The following is a 23,387-nucleotide window of genomic DNA, read 5'->3' as shown; positions in this document are numbered from 1 at the left end:
GTTTGAAGGTTCACGCCTAAAGACAGCCTCCTGAAAAATAAATTATTCGCCTAAAAAGCTTTTGGTGAAGACATCAAGTTGGTATTCTAATGTAAGTGGATCATTAAAATAGAATTCCTTTGCGTTAACTTCAATTACTTGATTGTTTTTAACAGCAGGGATATTTTTATAGGTTTCTGTTTCTTGGAATGAATTATCTGTGTCTGCGTCCTTGCTAAGGATGACATAATCTCCAGCAAATTCAGGCAGTACTTCTAAAGATAAAGCATACCAGCCGTCTTTTAATGCCATTTCCTTTACTTTTTCAGGCATGGCTAATTTCATTTCCTGGTAAAGAATTTCAGTTCCGCGTCCCCAATTATCGCCATATACGTATAATTGTTTATCCCAGTTCTCAATGACAGAAACGGTTGTATCTTCGCCGATTTTTGCTTTAATTTCTTGACCAGCCTCTTGTGCACGCTTCTTAAAATCATCGATCCAAGCTTGTGCTTCTTTTTCCTTGTTTAATAGCTTTCCAATTTCCAAGTGTTGTGTTAAATAATCAACTTTTCCATATGTAAATGTGACAGTAGGTGCGATTTCACTTAATTTATCAACATTTTTTATATTTGATAGACCAATAATTAAATCTGGTTCTAATTCAATAATTTTTTCTAAACTTTCATCTGTTACAACTTCAGCATCTTTTAATTTTTCTTCAAAACGAGGATTGGCTTTAGACCATGAGTCAACCCCAACAAGATTTACATCCAACGCCATGACGTTTCCGGCAAAGGAAGAAAGAACGACTACTCGCTGCGGATCAGCAGGTACTTCAATTGGACCATTTTCAGATTGATAGGTGATAGTTTCGGATTCTTTCTTTTCTGAAGCAGAGCTGCTTTCTTTTTCCGCTGAGTTGCTGCCGCAGGCACTAATAATTAACAGCAAGAGCAGGGTAAGTGGTATCATCAGATGTTTCTTCATTATTTTGTTCTCCTTTTAGTAAGTTGTATGTGATACACATTGGTTTGTTTGTTCGCGGGTCACGTCCAATTTGAGCATCAATCTGGAAAACCTGCTTTAGTACATCATGAGTCATGACTTCCTCGCAATCGCCAGCCTTGACTATTTCTCCTTCTCTTAATGCGATGATGTAGTCTGCAAACCGGGCCGCTTGGTTTAAATCATGCAGAACCATGACAATCGTACGTTCCTGCTCGATATTGAGTTTTTGTAAAAGCTCAAGGACCTCTAGTTGATGAGCCATATCCAAATAAGTTGTTGGTTCATCCAAGAAGATAATATTTGTCTCCTGTGCAAGGGCCATAGCGATCCAGACTCTTTGGCGCTGTCCCCCTGATAATGCATCAACAGGCCGGAACTTAAAGTCGTTTGTTCCTGTTACTTCAAGTGCCCAATCAATCACTTCATAATCCTTTTTCGTTAACCTGCCGAACCCTTTTTGATATGGAAAGCGGCCATAGGATACGAGTTCGCCAACCGTTAATCCGCTTGCGCTCTCAGGTGTTTGCGGAAGAATCGCCATTTTTTTGGCTAGTAATTTCGTATTCTCTTTTGAAATATTTTCTCCATCTAAAATAATTGTTCCGGATTGATGTGGAATAATACGAGTGATTGCTTTTAACAGAGTAGATTTTCCGCAGCCATTTGAACCAATAATCGTCGTGATCTTTTTATCTGGAATCTCCACGCTGAGATCTTTCACAATTAAACGTTCACCATACCCAATTTTTACGTTTTTTGTATATAGGCGAACCATTATGTACCCTCCATTTGTTTAAATAGTAAAGAAAAAGGAAGATAAATGATAATGATTATCACAATCGATCCTGTCATTACTATAATTCGATCTGTTGCTCTTGTCAACTATCTTTTTGATAATCATTCTCATTTTTATTGTCAAAGAAAGAGAATGAAGTTATAGTTAAATGAGAATGATAATCACTTGGTATAATTTTTGGAGGAGTGAGCAGAACGTGAATCAATATGATGTTTTTGATGTCACCATCATTGGGGGAGGACCAGCAGGACTTTACTCTGCTTTTTACAGTGGACTGAGAGAAATGAAAACAAAGCTTATCGAATTTCAGCCTCAATTAGGCGGAAAAATCCATGTCTATCCAGAAAAAATGATTTGGGATGTTGGGGGGCAAACACCCATTCTTGGTGAGAAGCTAATCGAGCAGCTTGTCAAGCAAGGATTAACGTTTAACCCAACAGTTGTGTTAAATGAAAAAGTAGAATCGATTGCCATGGATGAAGAAGGTATTTTTGTACTACATACTGCTTCTGGTCAAAAGCATTATACAAAAACAGTGATCGTGGCTGTTGGAGGCGGGATCTTGAATCCCCAAAAGCTCGAAATTGAAGGTGCAGAGAAATTTGAAGTAACAAATTTACATTATACAGTAAAATCCTTAAAGCGTTTCAAAGATAAAACAGTGATTATTTCCGGTGGCGGAAATTCTGCGATTGATTGGGCAAATGAATTAGAGCCGATTGCCAAAAAGGTTTATCTCGTCTATCGTAAAGGAGCTTTAACAGGTCATGAAGCTCAAGCAACACAGCTAATGAATAGTTCTGCAGATTGCCTCTTCCATACATCCATTTCAAAATTATTTGCTTGTAAGGATCATGATGTCATTGAACGTGTTGAATTACGAAATCATGAAACAGGTGAGGTTTCTTATTTGGCCATTGATGAGGTCATTATTAATCACGGGTATGAACGGGATGCAACATTGCTCAAAAATAGTGAAGTGAATATTTCTTTGGCGGACCAATACTATATTGCAGGAAATGCTGTCAGCGAATCTTCTGTTGAAGGAATTTACGCTGCCGGAGATATCCTTAAGCATGAGGGGAAATTGAATTTAATTGCAGGTGCTTTTCAGGATGCTGCCAATGCTGTGAATAAAGCAAAGCAATTCATACAGCCAGATGCAGCAAAAATCGGGATGGTTTCTTCTCATAATGAAGTGTTTAAACAGCGCAATCGAGAAATCGTGAAGGAAATGATGAAATCATAAGATAGAATGAGGGCTGTCTATTCAAGGTGCGAATCCTTATCAGACAGCCCTGTTTCTTATGCAGAACTAAGTTTCTTTGTTCATTGTTGACAAATAAAAGGAATTATGATATCAAAAAAGTAGATGTTAGCACTCGAATTGTTAGAGTGCTAATTATTTATGTTATCATTTAATAGAACTAATTTTTGCTACGTTCATTCAATTTTACGTAGTTTTCTTTTTGAAAGGGGAGGCTGTCATGGCAAAAAAGCAATTCAAAGCAGAATCTAAAAGACTATTAGAAATGATGATTAACTCGATTTATTCACAGCGTGAGGTATTTTTAAGAGAATTGATTTCTAACGCAAGTGATGCAATCGACAAAATCTATTATAAAGCATTAACAGATGATTCATTAAGCTTTGACAAGGATAGTTACTATATTAAAGTATCTGCTGATAAGGAAAATAGAACGTTAACGATTACAGATACAGGGATTGGGATGACGAAGGAAGAGCTTGAGGCGAATCTTGGAACAATTGCCAAAAGCGGCTCTTTAGCATTTAAAAATGAAAATGAATTAAAAGATGGCCATGATATCATTGGGCAATTCGGGGTTGGTTTTTATGCCGCCTTTATGGTAGCTGATGTTGTAACAGTTATTAGCAAGGCGCTAGGCAGTGATGAAGCTTATAAGTGGGAGTCTACCGGAGCAGATGGCTACACAATTACACCACATGAAAAAGCTGCTGTCGGAACGGAAATCACTTTGAAGATCAAAGAGAACACAGAAGATGAAAACTATGATGAGTTCTTACAGGAATATCGATTAAAATCGATTATCAAAAAATATTCTGACTTTATTCGCTACCCTATTAAAATGGATGTTTCCGGACAAAGACCAAAAGAAGGCAGCGAAAATGAATTAGAAGAGTACCAAGAAGAACAAACAATCAACAGCATGGTTCCGATTTGGAGAAAGAATAAAAGTGAACTGACTGATGAGGATTATGAGAAGTTTTACACAGAGAAGCATTACGGCTTCGATAAACCGTTAAAGCATATCCATATTAGTGTTGATGGGACAATAAGATATAATGCGATTTTGTATATCCCTGAAAAGCTGCCGTTTGATTATTACTCAAAGGAATATGAAAAAGGCTTAGAGCTTTATTCAAATGGTGTTTTAATCATGAACAAATGCGCTGACCTGCTTCCTGATTACTTTAGCTTTGTAAAAGGAATGGTTGATTCTGAGGATTTATCTCTTAATATCTCAAGGGAAATGCTGCAGCATGATCGCCAATTAAAGCTTATTGCAAAAAACATTAACAAGAAAATCAAAAATGAATTGCAAAGCTTATTGAAAAATGAAAGAGAAAAGTACGAACAATTCTATAAATCGTTTGGCAGACAGTTAAAATACGGCGTATACAGTGATTTTGGCAGCAACAAAGAAGTTTTGCAGGATTTATTGATGTTCTATTCATCAAAAGAGAAGAAAATGGTTACCTTAGATGAATATGTATCAAGAATGCCTGAAGACCAAAAGTATATTTACTACGCTTCTGGTGAATCAATTGAACGAATTGACAAGCTCCCGCAAACAGAGCTTGTAGCAGATAAAGGTTATGAAATTTTATACTTCACAGAAGATATCGATGAATTCGCCATCAAAATGATCATGAATTACAAAGAAAAGCAGTTTAAATCTGTTTCCAGCGGTGATTTAGGCATAGAAGCAGATGAGAAAGAAAACAACCAATCGGATGAAAATGAAAGCAAAGAACTTTTTGATTATATGAAAAATATTTTATCGGATAAAGTAAAGGATGTCAGAGCATCTAAGCGTTTAAAGACACATCCTGTGTGTCTGTCAACGGAAGGGGAAGTTACCATTGAAATGGAAAAAGTCCTTAATGCTATGCCTGATAACCAAAATATAAAAGCAGAAAAAGTCCTAGAGATAAATGTAAATCACGATGTATTTAATTCATTAAAAGATGCGTTTGAAACAGATAAAGAGAAGGTAAACCTATATACGAATCTCTTGTACAATCAAGCTCTTTTAATTGAAGGATTGCCAATTACTGACCCGGTTGAGTTTACAAATGATATATGCAAAGTAATGGTGTAAATTAAAACCCACCAGCCCTTGCTTTATATAGAGCAATAGGGCGGGTGGGTTTTAAGTATATTTCAATTAAACGGATTTCACTCTCTTGGAAGACTCGATTGCCTTTCCTTTATCGTCCTTCATAAACATTCTTAGGAAAAACAGCGGGTAAATTAATAAATACAAGTTCATTGCCCACCAAGTGATATCAAAGTCTTGGCTGTAAATCCAAAAGGCAATGGCTTGTAAGCCAGAACAGAAGGTCAATACTAACGAAATCAAGGCGAATGTTTTCCACACTTCTTTTCCTTTGTTATATAAGTACAGGCTGAAAAGTCCAGTAACGGAAATCAACATATCCAAAGGGAAAAATGACCAATTCCATGCAATGATAATCGAGTGATCATAATCCTTAAACGCCCAGCTTTTAGGAATTATATTGAAAAAAGTAACAATCCAATAAAGAATAAACCCTGTATCTGTTACTAAGAAAAATGGCTTTAAATATTTCATCATTTCCCTTCAGTCACCTGCTCACTACTCGCTTTTTCATGCTCAACAGTAAAATTCAATGTTATGACACCCAAAATGATCAGAATGATGGAAAGAAGCTTAAGTGTATTAAAGCTTTCACCAAAATAAAAAACACCTATACATGTAATAATTAATATGCCCATACCAGACCAAATGGCATATGCAACTGAGACATCAATTGTTTTTAATGTTAATGTTAAAAATCCGAGACTGCCAACATAGAAGATTAGTAGTAAAATACTTGGCAATAGTCTGGTAAATCCTTCGGATAATTTCATACTTGTTGTTCCAGCTTCCTCAAGTAAGATAGCAATGCATAAATAGACCCATGCCATGATTACTCCTCCTTTATGTTCGATTAATGATGCCGTTTAAAAGGATGTCCATAATAGTTTGCAGCCTCTCTCCAATTGTTTGCTGACGCTGATAAGAAGAAATCGGGTCATAGATTTGATTAATGGCACCTAAATAGAGCTCAATAAAGGCTTGTAAATTTATTGGACGAATCAATTCCTTGCTCCATTAACTGAAGGACAACAGACCACTCCTTTTTTAAAAAATAATCGAGCTTTTCCCATTGATAATAGTGATGCTTTTTTAAATCTGATAATAAACGCATATCCATTATTTCAAAATCTTTCGGCGTACAGCAGAGAATTTGATTGATTTTTTCAAGTAGCTCCAGGTCATCATTTTCTGCAATTTCTTTTTCCTTTACTTTTATCTGTGAAATAAGGTTATCAATAATCATCTCGATCATTTGATCTTTTGATGTAAAGTGCTCATAAATGGTCCTTTTACTTGTTCTAAGCCTTGTAGCCAATTCACTAATCGTAAAAGTAAAACCTTTTTGTTGAATAAGAAGAATTGCTTCAGTAATTATTCTCTCTTGCAAAGCATTGTGCCCCCTTTTTGGTACCGGAGATACTTTCTTGGTTTCTTCGGTATTTACTGGTTTTTTTAGGAAATTTCAACTTATTTTTCATAAAAAATTAGATTTATGGATTTAATATAAATAATCAATAAAGAGCCAGAAATAAATTTAAATCATGTCTGTCTTAGTATGTTTTATTATGTCATTTGTAGTTTTTAGTAAATATAACTAATAAAAAAGACCGAAATGAGGGTAAAATTAAGTAAAATATCGTAAAAATCTGTTGTTATCATATAAAAACTTTGCTAATATTAAAAAAGAAAACGAATTAAATGATATTTTTTTAAGTAAAGTTTACTAATAGGAGTGACTTAACAGATGGATAGTTTTGGGAGTATTTAAAGAGTGTTGCTGGCTGTTTGCTCCTATTGGAAAAGATAATAATCATGGAGAAAGTGCTTATGTATTTGTTAGGAGGACAAAAAAATGAAAAAAGTGGTGGTATTTATACTGGCTAGTTTTCTAGTTGTTTCAGGACTTGCTGGATGTGCCAGTCGTTCTGCAGATGATGCAGAGGGCAAAGTGAAGATCGAATTTTTTCAGTATAAATCAGAAGCAAAAGCAACATTTGATGAGTTAATCAAAAAATTTGAAATGGAAAACCCGGGAATTGATGTTGTACAATCAAACCCGCCCGATGCTGAAACTGTTTTGAAAATGCGGGTCGTAAAACGTGAAATACCTGATGTAATGGGAATTGGAGCTAATTTTACTTTTGCTAATTTAGCCAATGCACAAATATTCGAAGATGTGACGAATAACGATTTGCTAAAGGATATCCAGCCTGCATATATACAAATGTTAAAGGATGTGTCAGGCTTAGAAAAAGTGTATGCGGTACCATTTGCTGCTAACGCCAGTTCAGTGATCTATAACAAGGATATGTTTAAAGAATTAGGTATTGAAGTACCAACTACATGGGATGAATTCATTGAAGCAGCCGAAACGATCAAAGCAGCAGGAAAAATACCGTTCTACTTTACGTTTAAGGATGCTTGGACAACCCTTCCTTCTTATAATGCTCTTGCTGCAAACACCCAAGGAGGACAGTTCTTTAAGGAACTGAAAAAGGAACATGCAACATTTGCAGAAAGTCATAAGGAAGCGGCTGGGAAATTTATGCAACTAATGGAATATGGCCACAAAGACCAGTATGGAAAAGCCTATTCCGATGGAAACATAGCCTTTGCAAACGGGAAAGCAGCTATGTATCTCCAAGGGATTTGGGCCATTCCTGAAATTAAAAAAGCGAATCCTGATATAAACCTTGGTGTATTTCCATATCCAGTTACAGACGTACCGGGGGAATCTAAATTAGTTTCAGGTGTCGATTTACTGCTTGCGTTTTCCTCTAGATCAGAACATCCTGAAGAAGCTAAAAAATTTGTTGAATTTTTATTAGCTGATGAAAATATGAAAACATACATCAATCAGCAAAATGCATTCTCAGCTAGGAAAGGTGTAATTCAAGAAGATCCTGTGTTAGAAGGATTGAAACCTAGTTTTGAAAAGGGGGCACTTCTGGATTTCCCTGATCACTATGTGCCAATTGCAGTAGGGCTTGATAAGCAGCTCCAAGTGCTCGCTCATAATAAAGATGTAAACCAATTTTTAAAGACATTGGATAAAGAATGGACAAAGGTACAGGAGCGACAATAAAAGTGCAGTGATCACGTGGAATTTTGCATATCTGCATCTTTCTAATCAAAATAAGGAAGGGAATATTATGAAAACCAAAAACATCACACTGTATTTCATGGCATTGCCAGCCGTTTTCCTATTTGCAGTATTTCATACACTTCCGGCGATTCAAGGTGTATATTACTCCTTCACAAACTGGGACGGCTTAAGCTTCACCTATGATTTTGTAGGATTCAAAAATTATATTAATCTCTTTAAAGATGAAAATATCTATCAGTCGTATGGATTTACTTTTAAATTTGCGATTTTATCGACTATATTAGTAAATATTTTAAGTCTGTTAATTGCGATGGGCTTAAATGCAAAGATTAAATTCAAGAACTTTTTCAGAGCGGTATATTTTTTACCAAATGTACTTGGTGTCTTAATAGTCGGTTATATTTTTAACTATATCTTTGCAAATGTTGTACCGAAGTTTGGGGAAGAACTTAATATTGGTTTTCTATCTACAAATATATTAGGGAATGAAAATTTAGCATGGATTGGGATCGTGATTGTGGCTGTTTGGCAAGCATGTGCCCTGAACATCATTTTATATTTGGCAGGTCTGCAAACGGTGCCAAGTGAATTGTATGAAGCATCAAATCTTGATGGTGCAAACAAATGGCAGGAGTTTTGGAAGATTACCTTTCCGATGATAGCGCCCTTCTTTACGATCAATATGGTTTTAGCGATGAAAAATTTCTTAATGGTATTTGATCAGGTTATTGCCTTGACGAATGGGGGGCCAGGCCGGGCAACCGAAGCAATCTCTGTTCTTATTTATAAGGGTGGATTTCAAGGTGGAGAGTTTGCCTATCAATCTGCGAACTCTGTCATTTACTTTATAGTGATCATGTTAATATCTATTTTCCAAATTCGAGTACTTCAAAGAAGGGAGATTGACATGTAATGAAACAAAAAAAGACAAATTGGCTGTTGACCGTTTTAATTGCCTTAGGCTCCTTGTTTATCATCTTTCCTTTATATATTGCAATTTCGATTGCATTGAAAACACCTGAGGAACTGGCACAATCAGTACTTTCTTTTCCATTGGGTTTTCACTTTGAAAACTTTGCAAAGGCAATTGAAGCAACCAATTTCTTTCATGCCTTTAAAAATAGTGCTTATATCACCATTATCACGCTTACCTTTACAATTTTGACAAATTCGATGGTGGCTTATGTGATAGCAAGAAATCTTCATAAGAAATTTTTTAAAGGATTGTATTATTATTTCGTAGGTGCATTATTTATCCCATTTCCGATCATTATGCTTCCGGTTATCAAATTAACCTCCAGCCTTGGGATGACAGATCCAAATGGACTAATCTTTTTATATATTGTGTATGGGATGGCCTTTAATACATTTATTTATGTCGGCTATATACGCTCAATCCCTGTCGAGCTTGAAGAAGCGGCTATTGTAGATGGGTGCAGCACATGGGGGGTTTTTTGGAAGGTTATTTTTCCGTTATTAACACCTATAAACGCAACAATCGGAATATTAACTTGTTTATGGGCGTGGAATGACTTTATGCTGCCATTGATTATTTTAAGTGATCAGGCACATTCAACTTTGCCGTTAGTTCAGTATATTTTTCAATCGCAATTCGCTACAGATGTTAACTTGGCATTTGCATCTTATTTATTAGCACTTTCGCCAATGGTGATTGTTTATGTCTTTGCACAAAAATGGGTCATTGGCGGTGTGACAAGAGGGGCAATTAAATAAAAAATGCTCTCAGAAAAATTACTTTTGTAGGTTAAAAAAGAAATGGAGTGAAGAACAAATGGGCATTCAGTTCGATAAAAAAAACAATTTATTTCATTTACAAGCAAAAGATACAAGCTATGTGATGCAAATTATTCGCGATGGGTATTTATCACATCTTTATTGGGGGAGAAAGGTTAAACAATACAATCATTCCAATAAGCTTCAGTTTGTGGACCGGGCTTTTTCAGGGAATCCTTATCCATCAAAGGATCGGACATTTTCATTAGATACATTGCCACAGGAATATCCTGGCTACGGGAATACAGATTTCAGACATCCAGCCTACCAGATTCAATTAGATAATGGGACAACCGTGACAGACTTGCGCTACAAATCTCATCACATCTATAAAGGGAAACCAGGCCTTGAGGGCTTGCCAGCCGTATACGTAGAGAATGAGAATGAAGCAGAAACTCTTGAATTAACATTGGAAGATACTATTGCGGATATAACCGTGCAATTGACTTATACAGTTTTTGAAAACCGTAATGTTATCACTAGAACGGCAAAAATATTGAACAATGGTTCAAAAACGGTTAACTTGCGCCGTGCATTAAGTGTAAATATCGATTTCCGTGATGCTGATTTTGATTTTCTTCATTTATCTGGTGCCTGGGGAAGAGAGCGCCATGTAGAAAGGCAGCCGCTCAGATCAGGGGTTCAATCTGTAGAAAGTCGAAGAGGAGCCAGCAGTCATCAACAAAATCCGTTCATTGCTTTACTAAGAAAAGGGACGGATGAAAATAATGGTGAGGTTTTTGGCTTGAATCTTGTATACAGCGGTAATTTCTTAGCACAGGCAGAGGTAGATCAGTTTAAAAACACGCGGGTTTCTTTAGGTATTAATCCATTTGACTTTAATTGGATGCTAGAGCCTGGTGAAGCTTTTCAATGCCCTGAGGTTGTAATGGTTTATTCACATGAAGGACTTGGCGGGATGTCAAGAACCTTCCATGATCTCTACCGTTCACGTCTCTGCAGAGGAAATTTCCGCGATAAAGAACGTCCAATACTCATTAATAACTGGGAAGCGACATATTTTGATTTCAACGCAGAAAAGATTGAAGAAATTGCTAGAGCAGGGAAAGAATTAGGGATCGAGCTTTTCGTATTAGATGATGGATGGTTTGGTAAACGTGATGATGATACATCATCACTGGGTGATTGGTTTGTTGATAAAAATAAGCTGCCGAACGGCCTTGAAGACTTAGTGAACCGTGTCCGTAATATGGAAATGGAGTTTGGATTATGGTTTGAGCCTGAAATGATATCCGTTAATAGTGATCTATACAGAGAGCATCCAGATTGGTGTCTTCATGTTCAGAATCGGACTCGTTCAGAAAGCAGAAATCAGTTAATTCTAGATTTTTCACGAAAAGATGTATGTGATGCCATTATAAAAATGGTATCAGATATTTTAAGCAGTGCACCAATCACATATGTAAAATGGGATATGAACCGTCATATGACAGAAATTGGCTCAGCTGTTTTACCTGCTGAAAAGCAAAAGGAAACCGCACATCGGTATATGCTTGGGCTATACAGAGTGATGGAAGAGATTACGACAGCATTTCCACACGTCCTTTTTGAAAGCTGTTCAGGCGGCGGTGGACGATTTGATCCGGGCATCCTTTATTATATGCCGCAAACATGGACAAGTGATAATACAGATGCCATTTCACGCTTGAAGATTCAATACGGAACAAGTCTTGTCTACCCGATTAGCTCAATGGGATCACATGTCTCCGATGTTCCGAATCACCAAGTTCATCGCTTTACCTCAATCGATATTCGAGGAGATGTGGCAATGTCGGGGAACCTTGGCTATGAACTAGACCTAACAAAATTAACGGATCAAGAAAAAGAAGCTGTTATAGATCAGGTCGTTCAGTATAAGGGAATAAGAAAACTGATTCAATTTGGTGACTTCTATCGGTTGTTAAATCCTTTCGAAGGAAATGAAGCAGCATGGGCATTTGTGAATAAAGAAAAGGATGAAGCGGTTGTCTTTTATTTCCGCATCCTATCTGAAGCGAATAGTCCATTCGAGAGCTTTAAAGTAAATGGCCTTGATCCGTCCAAGTTGTATAAAGTAGAAAACACAGATGAAAAATATGGCGGAGATGAGCTTGAGTATGCTGGACTAAGTGTCCCGGCAGAAGTAAAAGGCGACTTCCAAAGCTATGTCTGGCATTTAAAAGCTGTGGTAAATGAATAAAAATTAATGAAAGCCCTGCACATTGTTATTTGAGTGCAGGGCTTCCTGAATTTATTTGACTTTCTTCTCAATCGTTAATACACGGTCCGCTTCACGATTAAAGCCATCGATTTCTATGCGGTCTTTAAAAACTTTGATGGAAAGGGCTTGCATAGAAATGAGTACAATTTATCTACTTCTTACTCATCGACAAATCTTATTGTTAATATTCAAATATAAAAAATACAATCTATTTTAAAAAATGCTACCCTTTTTCAAAAAAGTACTATTGTCAGTAAGGACAGTTAGAGTTATTTTAAGGAGAGAGAATTTATTACAACTCGTCTTTTGGTAGCGTTTTAAAAATATCAATATGATAATGAGGTGAAATTGACCAGAAATTTGAGTAAGTTTAGTAATGAGAATGCTGGTTAAGGGGAAGTTCAGAAGAAAAATTATAATTTATGCACACGTTAACAAAGAAGAAAATGTCACTTCCTTCTTTGGTAACAATCGATATAAAAAGGAGAGATTTTAATGAAAAAATATGTCTTAGTTGGAACTGGCGGAAGAGCTGAATTTTTCTATGGTGCAATTGTCAGGGATTTTAGGGAAACTTGCAATCTAGTTGCTTTCTGTGATTTGAATCAAACGAGAATGGATTATGCAAATCGTTTACTGGAAGAGCGATACCATCATCCTAAAATTAACACTTACTTACACAGTGATTTTGAAAAAATGATATCAGTAGAAAAACCGGATACGGTTGTTGTAACCACTGTTGACCGCACACATCATACGTATATTATTAAAGCTTTGGAGTTAGGGTGTGATGTGATTACCGAAAAACCAATGACAGTGGACGCTGAAAAATGCCAAGCTATTATTGATGCAACGAAAAGGACAGGAAAAGAAGTTCGCGTTGCTTTCAACTATCGTTATGCCCCTCACAATACGAAAATTCGGGAGCTCATTATGAATGATGTCATTGGTCAAGTAAATTCCGTTAATTTTGAGTGGGCGCTGGATACGCAGCATGGTGCGGACTATTTCCGCAGATGGCATCGCGATAAGCGTAATAGCGGTGGTTTGCTTGTTCACAAATCGACACACCATTTTGACTTAGTGAACTTTTGGTTAGGAACAACACCTGAAACTGTTTATGCATCTGGAGGACTTCGTTTCTATGGTAGAGAGAACGCCGAATCTAGAGGTGTTACACAATTTTATCAACGTGCATATGGAAGTGATTATGCGAAGGATGATCCATTCGCGATTGATTTGGAAGCCAATGAGCATTTGAAAGCGTTGTATTTGGATGCGGAAAAAGAAGATGGTTATCAGCGTGACCAAAGTGTGTTTGGTGATGGGATTAATATTGAAGATACACTTGGAGTTTTAGTCACGTACAAAAACAAAGCCATTTTAAACTATTCGTTAAATGCATATTTACCATGGGAAGGATATATGGTTTCCTTTAACGGGACAAAAGGAAGAATTGAAGTTCGCATACGTGAACAGTCTTACATTAATTCAGGCGGCAGTAAGGATGACGAAGGAAAGGTAAAAGAGAAATCAATCATGGTGATGCCAATGTTTGGTCAGCCTTATGAGGTTGAAGTTGTCGAAGGTAAAGGCGGACATGGCGGCGGAGATCCTATCCTTTTACAAGATATTTTCGGAACCCCTGTTGAAGACGAATTCAAGCGTGCAGCTTCTCATGTTGATGGAGCGATGTCGATTTTAACTGGAATTGCAGGAAACATCTCGCTTAATACAGGCCAGGCAGTGAAAGTAGATGAATTAATTAAATTTTAAGCTGATATGGTCAATAGACGCCTTATAGAAAGGAGTTGTTAAAAAATGGTAAGCGTGTTGCATCAACAATTCTTACACCCTCCAGAGGAATTTACCCCAATTCCTTTCTGGTTTTGGAATGATCACTTAACGAAAGAGGAGATAATTAGACAAATCAATGATTTCTATGACAAAGGGGTTACAGGATTCGTTTTACATCCAAGAATTGGGATCCCTGAGGAAATCGTTTATTTATCGGATTATTTTATGGAATTGGTTCACACAGCCATAGAAGAGGCAAAGCAGTTAGGGATGTTGGTTATTTTATATGATGAAGCTATGTATCCTTCTGGTTCTGCTAAAGGATTAGTCGTTAAAGATCATCCGGAATATGCAAGCAGAGGATTAAAAATGATCGAGTATCCTTGCGATACGGAAAATGAAATAACGATCGATATATCGGAGGGAGACTCAATCGTTTCGGCTCAAGCAGTTAAAAAGCAATCAGCGGAAACAGTAGATTTATCAACATCACAATTATTAGATTACGAAAATGGAAAAGTCTCGTTTCGTCCTCCCGATGATGATAACTGGTCGATTCTCGTTTTCGTCGAAACGTATTCAGGGGGAAATATTCGTGGTATCCATTTCGGTGAAGACGATGGTGAAGAAAATGCACCAGCATCTGCTGATTTATTAAATCCTGATGCAGTCGCAAAATTTATTCAGATCACCCATGATCGATACTACGATCGATTGAAAGACTATTTTGGTAATACCGTCATTGCCATGTTTACTGATGAGCCGGATATTTTGGGAAGAGGGTCTACTAAAGGCTTGAAGCCTTGGACCAGAGATTTTCTCACTGATTACAAGGAGCATGGAAACAAAGAAAAGCATTTAGCCTCCTTGTGGTTTCATACCGGAGATGAAACAGAAACACATCGAAAAAACTATAGTAAGGCTGTTAATAAGAGATTAACCGAAGCTTATTATAAACAAATAAGTGACTGGTGTGTAACCCATGGTATTGCCTTATCAGGTCATCCAGCGAAAAGCAGTGACATTGGCTTGCTTGACCATTTTCAAATACCTGGACAAGATGTGGTGTGGCGTTGGGTTGCACCTGAGGATGGAAAGGCGTTAGAAGGGGAACATTCTACAGCCGGAAAGTGCTCAGCAGACGCAGCAAGACATAGAGGAAGACGAAGAAATCTGAATGAATTTTTAGGAGTTTGCTCAAAAGAAAGTCCATGGGCGTTAACTCCAGGAGACATGAAATGGTATATGGATTGGCTGCTAGTCAGAGGGGTTAATCTCCTTTGTCCACACGCCTTTTATTACTCAATTGAGGGAGAACGGAGAAGTCACGAACGTCCGCCAGACGTTGGTCCGAATAACTTGTGGTGGCCGTATTACAAACCATTTGCTCAATACATGAAGCGCCTAAGCTGGTTAATGACTGATTCCGTAAATCAAACATCTGTAGCAATTTTATGTGGAGAAGATCATTTGCCATGGAAGGTTGCCAAACCTTTATTTGAAAATCAAATCGAATTCAATTATCTAGAGGAAGCTTTGTTTTTATTAACAAGTCATCTAGGGGATGGAAAAATAGAGATTGTGAACCAATCTTATCAAACGGTGATTATTGAAAATGGCTTAAAACTCGAAGCCGATGTCATAGATAAGCTGGAACATTTCATTCAAAGTGGAGGAGAAGTTATCGTTCTGACGGGTGAACATGAATCTTCGACAGTTAAAGGGGCAAAAGTTATTCAAAGTCCTGATAATGTTGTTGATGCTCTATCCAGAATTCACCGAGAAGAAGTTATAATTTCCCCTGCATGTAATGACATAAGAGTCAGTAAAATCCTTAAAGATGGTAAGCTCTTTTATTTCTTTGTAAATGAAGGAGAAGAAAATTATAAAGGTTCTTTTTCCTTGAAAGAAGTGGGAAGAGTCGAAAAATGGGATGCTTGGACAGGTGAAATAGAACAAGTAAACCTTCACCGGAAAAATAGTAAATTAGTTGCTCCATTGAATGTTGAACGAAGATCTTCGATTGTGTTTGCTGTTGATATTGCTCAAAAGCCCTTGATAGAGGAGGAAGTAATTACTGACTTTAAAACAGAATGTATTGAGCTCGATCATAATTGGATTATTGATCACAGAAGAAATCTTGTATTGGGATCATGGGTTCAATGGGAAGGCATGGAATCCTATTCGGGAACCATAACCTATAAGAATCAGTTTATTCTAGAAGATATGGATTCATTAACAAAAATCTACCTAGACTTAGGCGAAGCTTATGAAATTGTAAAGGTGACGGTAAATGAACATGAGATTGGTGTGAAAATGTGGGCACCTTATCGATTTGACGTTCATCCAGCTTATCTTGTAAAGGGTGTTAATAAACTGACTGTGGATGTCACGAACAATCGTGCAAATGAAATGGACCATGCACGATTAATGTCAGGATTACTTGGTCCGGTTTCATTTGAAATATGTCGTAAAAAATGAAAACGCTTTGGCAGGAAAAGGGACAAGATGATCAAAATAGAATTTCGAACTAATTAATCTCTTATCTTGGAGATTGGACCCATTAAATGCTATTAATGGTTATAACAATTAAATGATAATATCGCAAAAATAACAAGGTAATCGTTTCCTTTTCTCGAATATTAAGGTAAATAGCTTACAAGATAAAAAGGAGGATTTTTTCAATGAATAGGAAAGCGAAGGGGAAAGATTTGCAAATTGCCTACATCGGAGGCGGCTCTCGAGGCTGGGCATGGGGACTAATGAGTGATCTTGCTCTTGAAGGCAGTTTATCTGGAACAGTGAAGCTATATGATATTAATTATGAGGCAGCATGTGCGAATGAAACGATTGGAAATCGTTTATACGAACGTGAGGATGTTGTTGGCAAATGGAAATATGAAGCTGTTGCGACAATGGATGAAGCGTTGCAAGGTGCAGATTTTGTCATCATTTCTATTCTTCCAGGTTCATTCAATGAAATGGCTTCTGATGTTCATGAGCCTGAAAAATATGGAATCTATCAATCTGTTGGCGATACAATTGGGCCAGGAGGCTTGGTCAGAGCTTTACGTACGATTCCGATTTTTGTAGATATTGCAGAGCATATTAAAAAGACAGCTCCAAATGCATGGGTGATCAATTATACAAATCCAATGAGTCTATGTGTTCGTACTTTATATGCGACATTCCCGGAAATCAAAGCCATTGGCTGCTGTCACGAGGTATTTGGTACGCAAAAATTGCTAGCTTCTATGCTAAAAGAAATGAAGGGAATTGAAGGTGTAAGCTACAATGATATTAAGGTTAATGTATTAGGAATCAATCATTTTACTTGGATTGATAAGGCTTCCTATGAAGATATCGACCTATTCCCGTTATATAAAGAGTTTGTTGACAAATATTATGAAGAGGGCTATGAGGGAACAGAAAAGGGTCATTGGATGAACAATCATTTTGCCTCTGCCCAAAGGGTGAAATTTGATTTATTTAAAAGGTTTGGTTTAATTGCCGCAGCGGGGGATCGCCATTTAGCGGAATTTATGCCAAATTCATGGTATTTGCAAAGTCCTGATCGAGTAAAAGAATGGAAGTTTGGTCTGACAAACGTCCAATGGCGAATTGATAACAGAGAAGAACTTCTCGAAAAAGGCAAGAGACTTTCAGAAGGCAAAGAAGAATTTGTGCTTCGTTCAACAGGTGAAGAGGGCGTTGAGATGATCAAAGCATTACTTGGCTTAGGTGACTTAGTAACAAATGTGAACCTGCCAAATAGAGGACAAATCCAAGGATTGCCATTTGATGCAGTTGTAGAAACTAATGCCTTATTCAGAAATGACAGCATTTTGCCTATCTGTGCAGGCCAATTGCCGTGGCCAATTCAAAACATGGTCTCACGACATATTCATAATCAAGAAACAACCTTGCGAGCAGCCCTAACCAAAGATAAAGAGCTTGCATTTCAAGCCTTTGTCCAGGATCCGCTTGTTAGTCAGCTTAGCCCAGATCAGGCGAGTGAACTATTTGAGAAAATGCTTTTGAATACTCAAAAATATTTAGCAGGTTGGAACTTGGCGCAAACAGTTACAAGTTAAGTGCAGGAAAAAAGAAAACTTGGGGACAGTCCCTCACAAAAACAAATATTGATGTTTGAGGGTACTGTCCCTTTAGAAATTATGAAATAACAAGTTTATTATTCCACAATCTTAACTAACCGCTTAACTCCTTCCCGAAGCTGGATCTCATTTACAAATGAATAACTCAAGCGAATCCAAGATGATAATTGCTCTAATGGATCACAAACCACGCCTGGCACAAAGGATATTGACTGCTCAATACATCGTTCCACCAACCATTCAGTTGATAGGTGCTCAGGAAGCTTTATCCACAAATTTAAGCCTCCGTTCGGACTGGTCCATTGCCAGTCTGTTGCCGAAAGTTCATCCTCCATGATTTCCCTGCGAATCTGCAGGGCAATGCGAAGTTTTTCCAAATGCTGCTGCATCCGAAGAGATGAAAAATAATGAAGAAAGAGCTTCTGATTTAAAAGCGGTGAACCATTATCAGCTAATGATTTTGCCGATAGTAAAGATTTGAGTAATGGTGATTGGCAAATAACAGCCGAAATTCTCAACCCAGGTGAGATATATTTACAAAAGCTGCGGATATAAATTACTGTTCCTGCTGTATCATACGTATAAATTGGCTGCGGTGGGGGCTGCTCGAAATAGATGTCGTGATAGGCATCATCCTCAATTAACAGGCAACGATACGTTTCAGCTAAATCGACTAATTTTTTTCGCTGCCAGGCAGGAACTGTATAACCAGTCGGATTATGAAAAGTTGGATTAAGATAAAAGAGGCGCGGCTTATACCGTTTCATATAGGATTCGATCAGTTGTAAATCATATCCCTCTGCATGAATATCCACGGTTACGATATGGGCTCCTTGTGCTCTAAAAATATCAATTGCCGCACTGTAGCTAGGTCTCTCAAACATAACTGTGTCTCTTGGCTTAATAAAAGCTTGAGAGATTAGGTGGATTGCTTGCTGTGAACCAGATGTAATCAGTATATCATCAGCGCTAAGATAAGTTTTATATTTGGTTATAAAATAGTTCGCTAGTGTTTGCCGCAGTTCTTCATCCCCTTGCACAGTTGAATAGGTTGCAAGCACTTTTGGATACATATCAAACACTTTTTTCACGTAATCTGATAAAAAATGATTCGGCAGAAGATTTGGATCGATCAATGCTTGAGAAAAATTAAATAATCCGGGTGTCTGATGAATGTCATATAAGTGATTTTTCTGGACATATGCCGAGACAATTGGAGGATCGATTATTTCAAGGCCAGTCTTTTCACTTGTTTGGACATAATAGCCTGATTTATCTTTCACATACACTTTTCCATGCTCTTTCAGCAATTGGTATGCTTTTAACACTGTTAAACGATTGATCTTCAAATCATCTGCCAATTGCCTGACAGAGGGAAGCTTATCATGTTCCTTCCATTCTTTGCGATCGATTCTGTGGACTACATAATCATAGACCTGTTTGAACAAATAATCACCTTGATGAACCGCCTTGCTCATATTGAATCCTCCTCATATATTTTCTTTATTGTATCATCGATAAGAACCGATCTGTTCTATTAAAATTAATCTGTTCTATTGTTCTCCTTTTATGATGAAATAAAAAGGAGGAGTTTAGATGGTTATTGTCAATTATGTACTCATGTGTTTTATCTTTGGAACAACATTTTTAGCAATTAAAATTGGTGTGGATGCAGGCTTGCCGCCACTCTTCTCTGCAGGGCTCCGCTTTTTTCTTGCTGGATTGCTGCTATTTAGCTTTATAGCTTGGAAAGACAAAGCGACAATCCGCTTTTTGTTTCGAAAAGAGATGTTTTTGACAGGAGTGGGCTTAACGTTTGGAACATTTGCTACATTATACTGGGCAGAACAATATGTCACCTCAGGAATTGCTGCTGTTTTATCTGCTACAGGTCCGATGATGATTATGATGATTCAGTCATTTGTATTAAAGCAAAAAGCAGCAGGCAGCTCCTTTATAGGGTGCATGATTGGGGTTGTCGGTGTCATGCTATTAATTCTTCCTAGCTTCTCTATTGAAATTAGTCCGTTTTGGATGATTGGTTGTATAGCGATTATTGTCGGTGAAATCTTTTACGCATCAGGAACACTTTATTCAAAGCATGTGATCCAAAAATTTCAATCAATATCACCTATCGCTTTAAATGCAGCTCAAATGATGCACGGCGGGATTCTATTAATCGTATTATCATTATGTACTGAGAAGATTCAGCTCGATGCTTTTTTAAGCTATGCTTCATTGGGCTCGCTTCTCTATTTAATTGTATTTGGTTCAATGGTTGGTCATAGTCTGTATTATTGGCTTGTGTCACGCACAAATCCGATCTTTCCGTCTACTTGGCTCTATATCTCACCGATCATTGCCGTTATATTAGGTGTTGTCGTGTATGATGAATATTTTTCATGGATGACCGGGATTGGCGCATTAACGATCATCGCTGGTACGGTATTGATTAATTATGAAACAATAAGGGGACTGCTCAAAGGAAAGCTGACGAATTTTCATAGTATATTCTCTTTTACGTTAATGAAAGGTTCCGGCGGAAATCTAGTAATGAAAGCAAAAAAAGTGAAAAGATAGTTTTTTTTGAACCCCTCTCAAGTTATCACTTTTAAAAAAGAGGGGTTTTTTACTCTTTTTTAGATGAATGATTCTGTTATATCATATTTATAAAGAAAGGGTATAAGACAGCAGCTTTCTCCTTAGACGATCCTTTAATGGCCCTTATCTGACGAAAGGGAGAGTGGGAAATGATTAGAAAGTTGATTTATGCATGTGTCGGGATGTTCTTTTTGCTGCCGCCATTAAGTCATGCATGCTCTTTTGGCAAAGACGATCCTTCAGGAATTCCAGGACAATGGTATGTTGGCACGAAACCTTCTAATGTATCACCTTCAAAATATCCGATTCTCTTTATCCACGGATTAAACAGCTCTTCAAAAACTTGGTGGAATGAAAATAATATGTATGATACTGCTTATCAAAATAGTTACGAAACTGCCTTCATTGATCTTCATCCAACGAAAAATATGTGGGATAATGGCAAGCTATTAGCCGGAAAAATTCGTGATATATCTAATTATTTTGGTGAAAAGGTTGTCATTGTTGCCCATAGTAAAGGCGGGATTGATGCACAGTCAGCCCTTGTTCATTATGGAGCTTTTCCGTATGTGGAAAGAGTTATCACCTTGTCAGCGCCTCACTACGGATCACAATTAGCAGACCTTGCTTATAGCAGCTGGGCCGGATGGTTAACTGGGATAATCGGAAGCAAAAATGATGCAACCTATTCCTTGCAAACTGGTTATATGAATTATTTCCGCTCCAAAACAGATTACCATGCAAATGCTTCTAAAAATCCCTTTTATACGTTTGGCGGAACGAAATGGGGAAGCTTTGGCAGCTCGCTTTATTGGGGCGGTCTCTATCTTAGCGGCTACGGCGCAAATGATGGTGCCGTCACTGTCAACAGTTCGAAGCTATCCTATGGAACTGAGTTAAAAGTCGGTGAATGGAACCATACAACGATAAAAGAAGGCACCTCCACATTCCATTTATTTAAACCGTATTTAAATGAACTATATGAGACAGCCGGCAGTACCATCCAAGCACAGGATTTCGTTGCAGCAGCTTCTACTGATCTTGCTTCTTATACAAGGGGAGGAGAATTTACAACGAAACAACAGGAATCATTTGTTGTCGAAGAAGGGGTAAAAGAAATCACGATTAATTGGATCAGCAGTGTACCCGTAACTGAGCTGACACTTAAAGATCCTACAAATAAACCATACACGTCATTTACCATTGAAAAGGATGCAACAGGGTATTTCAGCAATGCCTACCATCATTCGCTCACTATACAAAATCCTCAGTCAGGACAGTGGTCTCTTAATGCAGAATCAGACAAGCTGGCACGGTATTTACTTAACATAACATTTGATAGTCCTCTTCTTGAAAATCTAAAAATAGATCTTACTGACAAAAATATTAAGTTTAATACAAAAGACAGCAGGGTGCAGATAAAAACAGATTTGATGGTTGAATACTATAAAAATGGGAAATTAAAAATGGGAAACATATTGATAAAGGAAGGACATGATGGAAGCTTTAAACTTCCTAAAATCGGTGAAGGGGTTTATAATATAACGATCGATATGACAGGGAAACTCGATAAACAAAGGTTTCAAAGAACGATGATCAAAACAGTTTATATAGACGCTGCGGGTAAAGTTTATTTTAATCAGTAAATGTTACTTGGCGCTTTCCTTTAAATCTAGGCAAGCGTCTTATTCGTGTCCAACAAGCATGAAAAAGATATAGATAACTCTTAATGGGGCATAATATATGTAAAATGATTCCGAACGACATATCCATCAGGAGGAAGGATTTAATGGTAAATAAAAAAGTGACGTCCATTTTAGAAGACAAAATTAATGTTATCAAAAGCGGCGAGAAATTGATTTATCTAGTTGGTCCAATCAAATTGCCTGTCAACCTGGATGGTGAAACAACGATTTTTCAGTGGTATTGCTGGCTGCGCTGCGACAATATGGCAGGGCACTTTTGTGATGACGGATCATATAATACAGAAAGTATTATTGAAACCTTAGCATCTTCCAATTTAGCTGAAATGCAGCAATCAAGCGTGCTTGTATATGGTGATTTTCAACAATCGGAGGAAGCATTAATTCGTATGCATAGTATATGCCATACCGGAGATATCTTTGGCAGCAAGCGCTGTGACTGCGGCTTTCAATTAAAGCAAGCAATGAAAATGATTGCTGCTCACGGATCTGGTGCATTATTTTATTTAGCGAATCATGAAGGAAGAGGGATTGGCTTATTTAGTAAAGCGATGGCTTATGTCCTTCAGGAACAAGGATTGGATACAGTAGAAGCTAATCTGGAGCTTGGCTTTGTCGATGATGCGCGAAATTATGATGACGCGATACGCGTCCTAAAAACGTTGCGTTCAAACCCGGTAACGCTTATTACCAACAACCCGAGAAAATTAGAGGCACTGCAAACATCTGGTGCAAATGTCGCTGGCAGGGTTCCATTATGGGGGGATGTTTCTGAGTTTAATGAAAAATACTTGGAAACAAAGGTTATTCGTTCTGGTCATTTAAAAGGGGGATGTCCAGATGATTAACAACGATAAGCTGATGGGGAGGCAAAAAAT

17 protein-coding genes and 1 pseudogene are annotated in these 23,387 nt (G+C 37.5%); 12 read left to right on the top strand and 6 right to left on the bottom strand.

Annotation, left to right across the window (positions count from 1 at the left end; translation table 11 throughout):
• Nucleotides 1–42 precede the first annotated feature (42 nt).
• Nucleotides 43–969: an iron-hydroxamate ABC transporter substrate-binding protein gene (locus ACSVDH_RS22285; RefSeq protein ID WP_439251828.1), complete on the bottom strand. Its 927-nt coding sequence runs from the start codon at nucleotides 967–969 to the stop codon at nucleotides 43–45.
• The gene (locus tag ACSVDH_RS22280) at nucleotides 917–1,765 is read right to left on the bottom strand and encodes an ABC transporter ATP-binding protein (protein ID WP_439251829.1); all 849 of its coding nucleotides are present in this window, start codon (nucleotides 1,763–1,765) and stop codon (nucleotides 917–919) included. Before ACSVDH_RS22280 ends, ACSVDH_RS22285 begins: the two co-directional genes overlap by 53 nt.
• A 217-nt stretch (nucleotides 1,766–1,982) precedes the next feature.
• Here ACSVDH_RS22280 and ACSVDH_RS22275 point away from each other — a divergent pair, with 217 nt between their 5' ends.
• Both ACSVDH_RS22275 and htpG read left to right on the top strand, forming a co-directional pair.
• On the top strand, nucleotides 1,983–3,035 hold the full coding sequence (locus tag ACSVDH_RS22275) for an NAD(P)/FAD-dependent oxidoreductase (protein ID WP_439251830.1): 1,053 nt from the start codon (nucleotides 1,983–1,985) through the stop codon (nucleotides 3,033–3,035).
• 238 nt (nucleotides 3,036–3,273) lie between these two features.
• Nucleotides 3,274–5,151: a molecular chaperone HtpG gene (gene htpG / locus ACSVDH_RS22270; protein ID WP_439251831.1), complete on the top strand. Its 1,878-nt coding sequence runs from the start codon at nucleotides 3,274–3,276 to the stop codon at nucleotides 5,149–5,151.
• 66 nt (nucleotides 5,152–5,217) lie between these two features.
• Here htpG and ACSVDH_RS22265 read toward each other — a convergent pair whose 3' ends face one another.
• From ACSVDH_RS22265 to ACSVDH_RS22255, 3 genes and pseudogenes are all read right to left on the bottom strand, one after another.
• Nucleotides 5,218–5,646 carry a YvaD family protein gene (locus tag ACSVDH_RS22265; protein WP_439251832.1) on the bottom strand — a complete coding sequence of 143 codons (429 nt, stop codon included), beginning with the start codon at nucleotides 5,644–5,646 and terminating at the stop codon, nucleotides 5,218–5,220.
• Entirely contained in the window at nucleotides 5,643–5,999 is a 357-nt protein-coding gene (locus ACSVDH_RS22260; RefSeq protein WP_439251833.1) for a DMT family transporter, read from the bottom strand. Before ACSVDH_RS22260 ends, ACSVDH_RS22265 begins: the two co-directional genes overlap by 4 nt.
• Nucleotides 6,000–6,012: 13 nt before the next feature.
• A pseudogene (locus tag ACSVDH_RS22255) lies at nucleotides 6,013–6,559 on the bottom strand (TetR/AcrR family transcriptional regulator).
• Nucleotides 6,560–7,024: 465 nt separating this feature from the next.
• Here ACSVDH_RS22255 and ACSVDH_RS22250 point away from each other — a divergent pair.
• From ACSVDH_RS22250 to ACSVDH_RS22220, 7 genes are all read left to right on the top strand, one after another.
• The gene (locus ACSVDH_RS22250) at nucleotides 7,025–8,257 is read left to right on the top strand and encodes an ABC transporter substrate-binding protein (RefSeq protein WP_439251834.1); all 1,233 of its coding nucleotides are present in this window, start codon (nucleotides 7,025–7,027) and stop codon (nucleotides 8,255–8,257) included.
• Between the two features lie 67 nt (nucleotides 8,258–8,324).
• Nucleotides 8,325–9,191, top strand: a complete 867-nt coding sequence (locus ACSVDH_RS22245; protein ID WP_299092824.1) for a carbohydrate ABC transporter permease — start codon at nucleotides 8,325–8,327, stop codon at nucleotides 9,189–9,191.
• Nucleotides 9,191–10,012, top strand: coding sequence for a carbohydrate ABC transporter permease (locus tag ACSVDH_RS22240; RefSeq protein ID WP_299092823.1), 822 nt, complete (start codon nucleotides 9,191–9,193; stop codon nucleotides 10,010–10,012). The genes ACSVDH_RS22245 and ACSVDH_RS22240 overlap by 1 nt, the downstream gene beginning before the upstream one ends.
• 58 nt (nucleotides 10,013–10,070) lie before the next feature.
• On the top strand, nucleotides 10,071–12,272 hold the full coding sequence (locus tag ACSVDH_RS22235) for an alpha-galactosidase (RefSeq protein ID WP_439251835.1): 2,202 nt from the start codon (nucleotides 10,071–10,073) through the stop codon (nucleotides 12,270–12,272).
• Between the two features lie 516 nt (nucleotides 12,273–12,788).
• A complete protein-coding gene (locus tag ACSVDH_RS22230; RefSeq protein WP_439251836.1) occupies nucleotides 12,789–14,069 on the top strand; it encodes a Gfo/Idh/MocA family protein in 1,281 nt (426 codons plus the stop codon).
• Between the two features lie 45 nt (nucleotides 14,070–14,114).
• The gene (locus ACSVDH_RS22225; protein ID WP_439251837.1) at nucleotides 14,115–16,571 is read left to right on the top strand and encodes a glycosyl hydrolase; all 2,457 of its coding nucleotides are present in this window, start codon (nucleotides 14,115–14,117) and stop codon (nucleotides 16,569–16,571) included.
• A gap of 203 nt (nucleotides 16,572–16,774) precedes the next feature.
• Entirely contained in the window at nucleotides 16,775–18,184 is a 1,410-nt protein-coding gene (locus tag ACSVDH_RS22220; protein WP_439251838.1) for a family 4 glycosyl hydrolase, read from the top strand.
• A gap of 98 nt (nucleotides 18,185–18,282) precedes the next feature.
• Here the strand turns inward: ACSVDH_RS22220 and ACSVDH_RS22215 are convergent, their stop codons facing one another.
• Complete coding sequence (locus tag ACSVDH_RS22215) at nucleotides 18,283–19,683, bottom strand: aminotransferase-like domain-containing protein (protein ID WP_439251839.1); 1,401 nt, start codon at nucleotides 19,681–19,683, stop codon at nucleotides 18,283–18,285.
• 118 nt (nucleotides 19,684–19,801) lie between these two features.
• On the opposite strand from ACSVDH_RS22215, the gene ACSVDH_RS22210 reads away from it, so the two are divergent.
• From ACSVDH_RS22210 to ACSVDH_RS22200, 3 genes are all read left to right on the top strand, one after another.
• Nucleotides 19,802–20,785 carry a DMT family transporter gene (locus ACSVDH_RS22210; RefSeq protein ID WP_439251840.1) on the top strand — a complete coding sequence of 328 codons (984 nt, stop codon included), beginning with the start codon at nucleotides 19,802–19,804 and terminating at the stop codon, nucleotides 20,783–20,785.
• Nucleotides 20,786–20,955: 170 nt separating this feature from the next.
• On the top strand, nucleotides 20,956–22,452 hold the full coding sequence (locus ACSVDH_RS22205) for an esterase/lipase family protein (protein WP_439251841.1): 1,497 nt from the start codon (nucleotides 20,956–20,958) through the stop codon (nucleotides 22,450–22,452).
• 143 nt (nucleotides 22,453–22,595) lie between these two features.
• A complete protein-coding gene (locus ACSVDH_RS22200; RefSeq protein ID WP_299092811.1) occupies nucleotides 22,596–23,357 on the top strand; it encodes a GTP cyclohydrolase II in 762 nt (253 codons plus the stop codon).
• Nucleotides 23,358–23,387: the final 30 nt, after the last annotated feature.

Origin of the sequence: Metabacillus sp. Hm71, from assembly GCF_051842955.2 — a bacterium.
In the GTDB taxonomy this organism is placed as follows: domain Bacteria; phylum Bacillota; class Bacilli; order Bacillales; family Bacillaceae; genus Metabacillus.
The sequence above is the reverse complement of the archived record's forward strand: the minus strand, read 5'-3'. Positions and strand labels throughout refer to the sequence as shown.

Excerpts from the sequence above, each read along its gene's own strand:
- ACSVDH_RS22230 (WP_439251836.1), top strand. The coding sequence starts at position 12,789 with ATGAAAAAATATGTCTTAGTTGGAACTGGCGGAAGAGCTGAATTTTTC.
- ACSVDH_RS22210 (WP_439251840.1), top strand. The coding sequence starts at position 19,802 with ATGGTTATTGTCAATTATGTACTCATGTGTTTTATCTTTGGAACAACA.
- ACSVDH_RS22235 (WP_439251835.1), top strand. The coding sequence starts at position 10,071 with ATGGGCATTCAGTTCGATAAAAAAAACAATTTATTTCATTTACAAGCA.
- ACSVDH_RS22285 (WP_439251828.1), bottom strand. The coding sequence starts at position 969 with ATGAAGAAACATCTGATGATACCACTTACCCTGCTCTTGCTGTTAATT.
- ACSVDH_RS22250 (WP_439251834.1), top strand. The coding sequence starts at position 7,025 with ATGAAAAAAGTGGTGGTATTTATACTGGCTAGTTTTCTAGTTGTTTCA.
- ACSVDH_RS22280 (WP_439251829.1), bottom strand. The coding sequence starts at position 1,765 with ATGGTTCGCCTATATACAAAAAACGTAAAAATTGGGTATGGTGAACGT.
- htpG (WP_439251831.1), top strand. The coding sequence starts at position 3,274 with ATGGCAAAAAAGCAATTCAAAGCAGAATCTAAAAGACTATTAGAAATG.
- ACSVDH_RS22220 (WP_439251838.1), top strand. The coding sequence starts at position 16,775 with ATGAATAGGAAAGCGAAGGGGAAAGATTTGCAAATTGCCTACATCGGA.
- ACSVDH_RS22240 (WP_299092823.1), top strand. The coding sequence starts at position 9,191 with ATGAAACAAAAAAAGACAAATTGGCTGTTGACCGTTTTAATTGCCTTA.
- ACSVDH_RS22245 (WP_299092824.1), top strand. The coding sequence starts at position 8,325 with ATGAAAACCAAAAACATCACACTGTATTTCATGGCATTGCCAGCCGTT.
- ACSVDH_RS22215 (WP_439251839.1), bottom strand. The coding sequence starts at position 19,683 with ATGAGCAAGGCGGTTCATCAAGGTGATTATTTGTTCAAACAGGTCTAT.
- ACSVDH_RS22205 (WP_439251841.1), top strand. The coding sequence starts at position 20,956 with ATGATTAGAAAGTTGATTTATGCATGTGTCGGGATGTTCTTTTTGCTG.
- ACSVDH_RS22225 (WP_439251837.1), top strand. The coding sequence starts at position 14,115 with ATGGTAAGCGTGTTGCATCAACAATTCTTACACCCTCCAGAGGAATTT.
- ACSVDH_RS22200 (WP_299092811.1), top strand. The coding sequence starts at position 22,596 with ATGGTAAATAAAAAAGTGACGTCCATTTTAGAAGACAAAATTAATGTT.
- ACSVDH_RS22265 (WP_439251832.1), bottom strand. The coding sequence starts at position 5,646 with ATGATGAAATATTTAAAGCCATTTTTCTTAGTAACAGATACAGGGTTT.
- ACSVDH_RS22260 (WP_439251833.1), bottom strand. The coding sequence starts at position 5,999 with ATGGCATGGGTCTATTTATGCATTGCTATCTTACTTGAGGAAGCTGGA.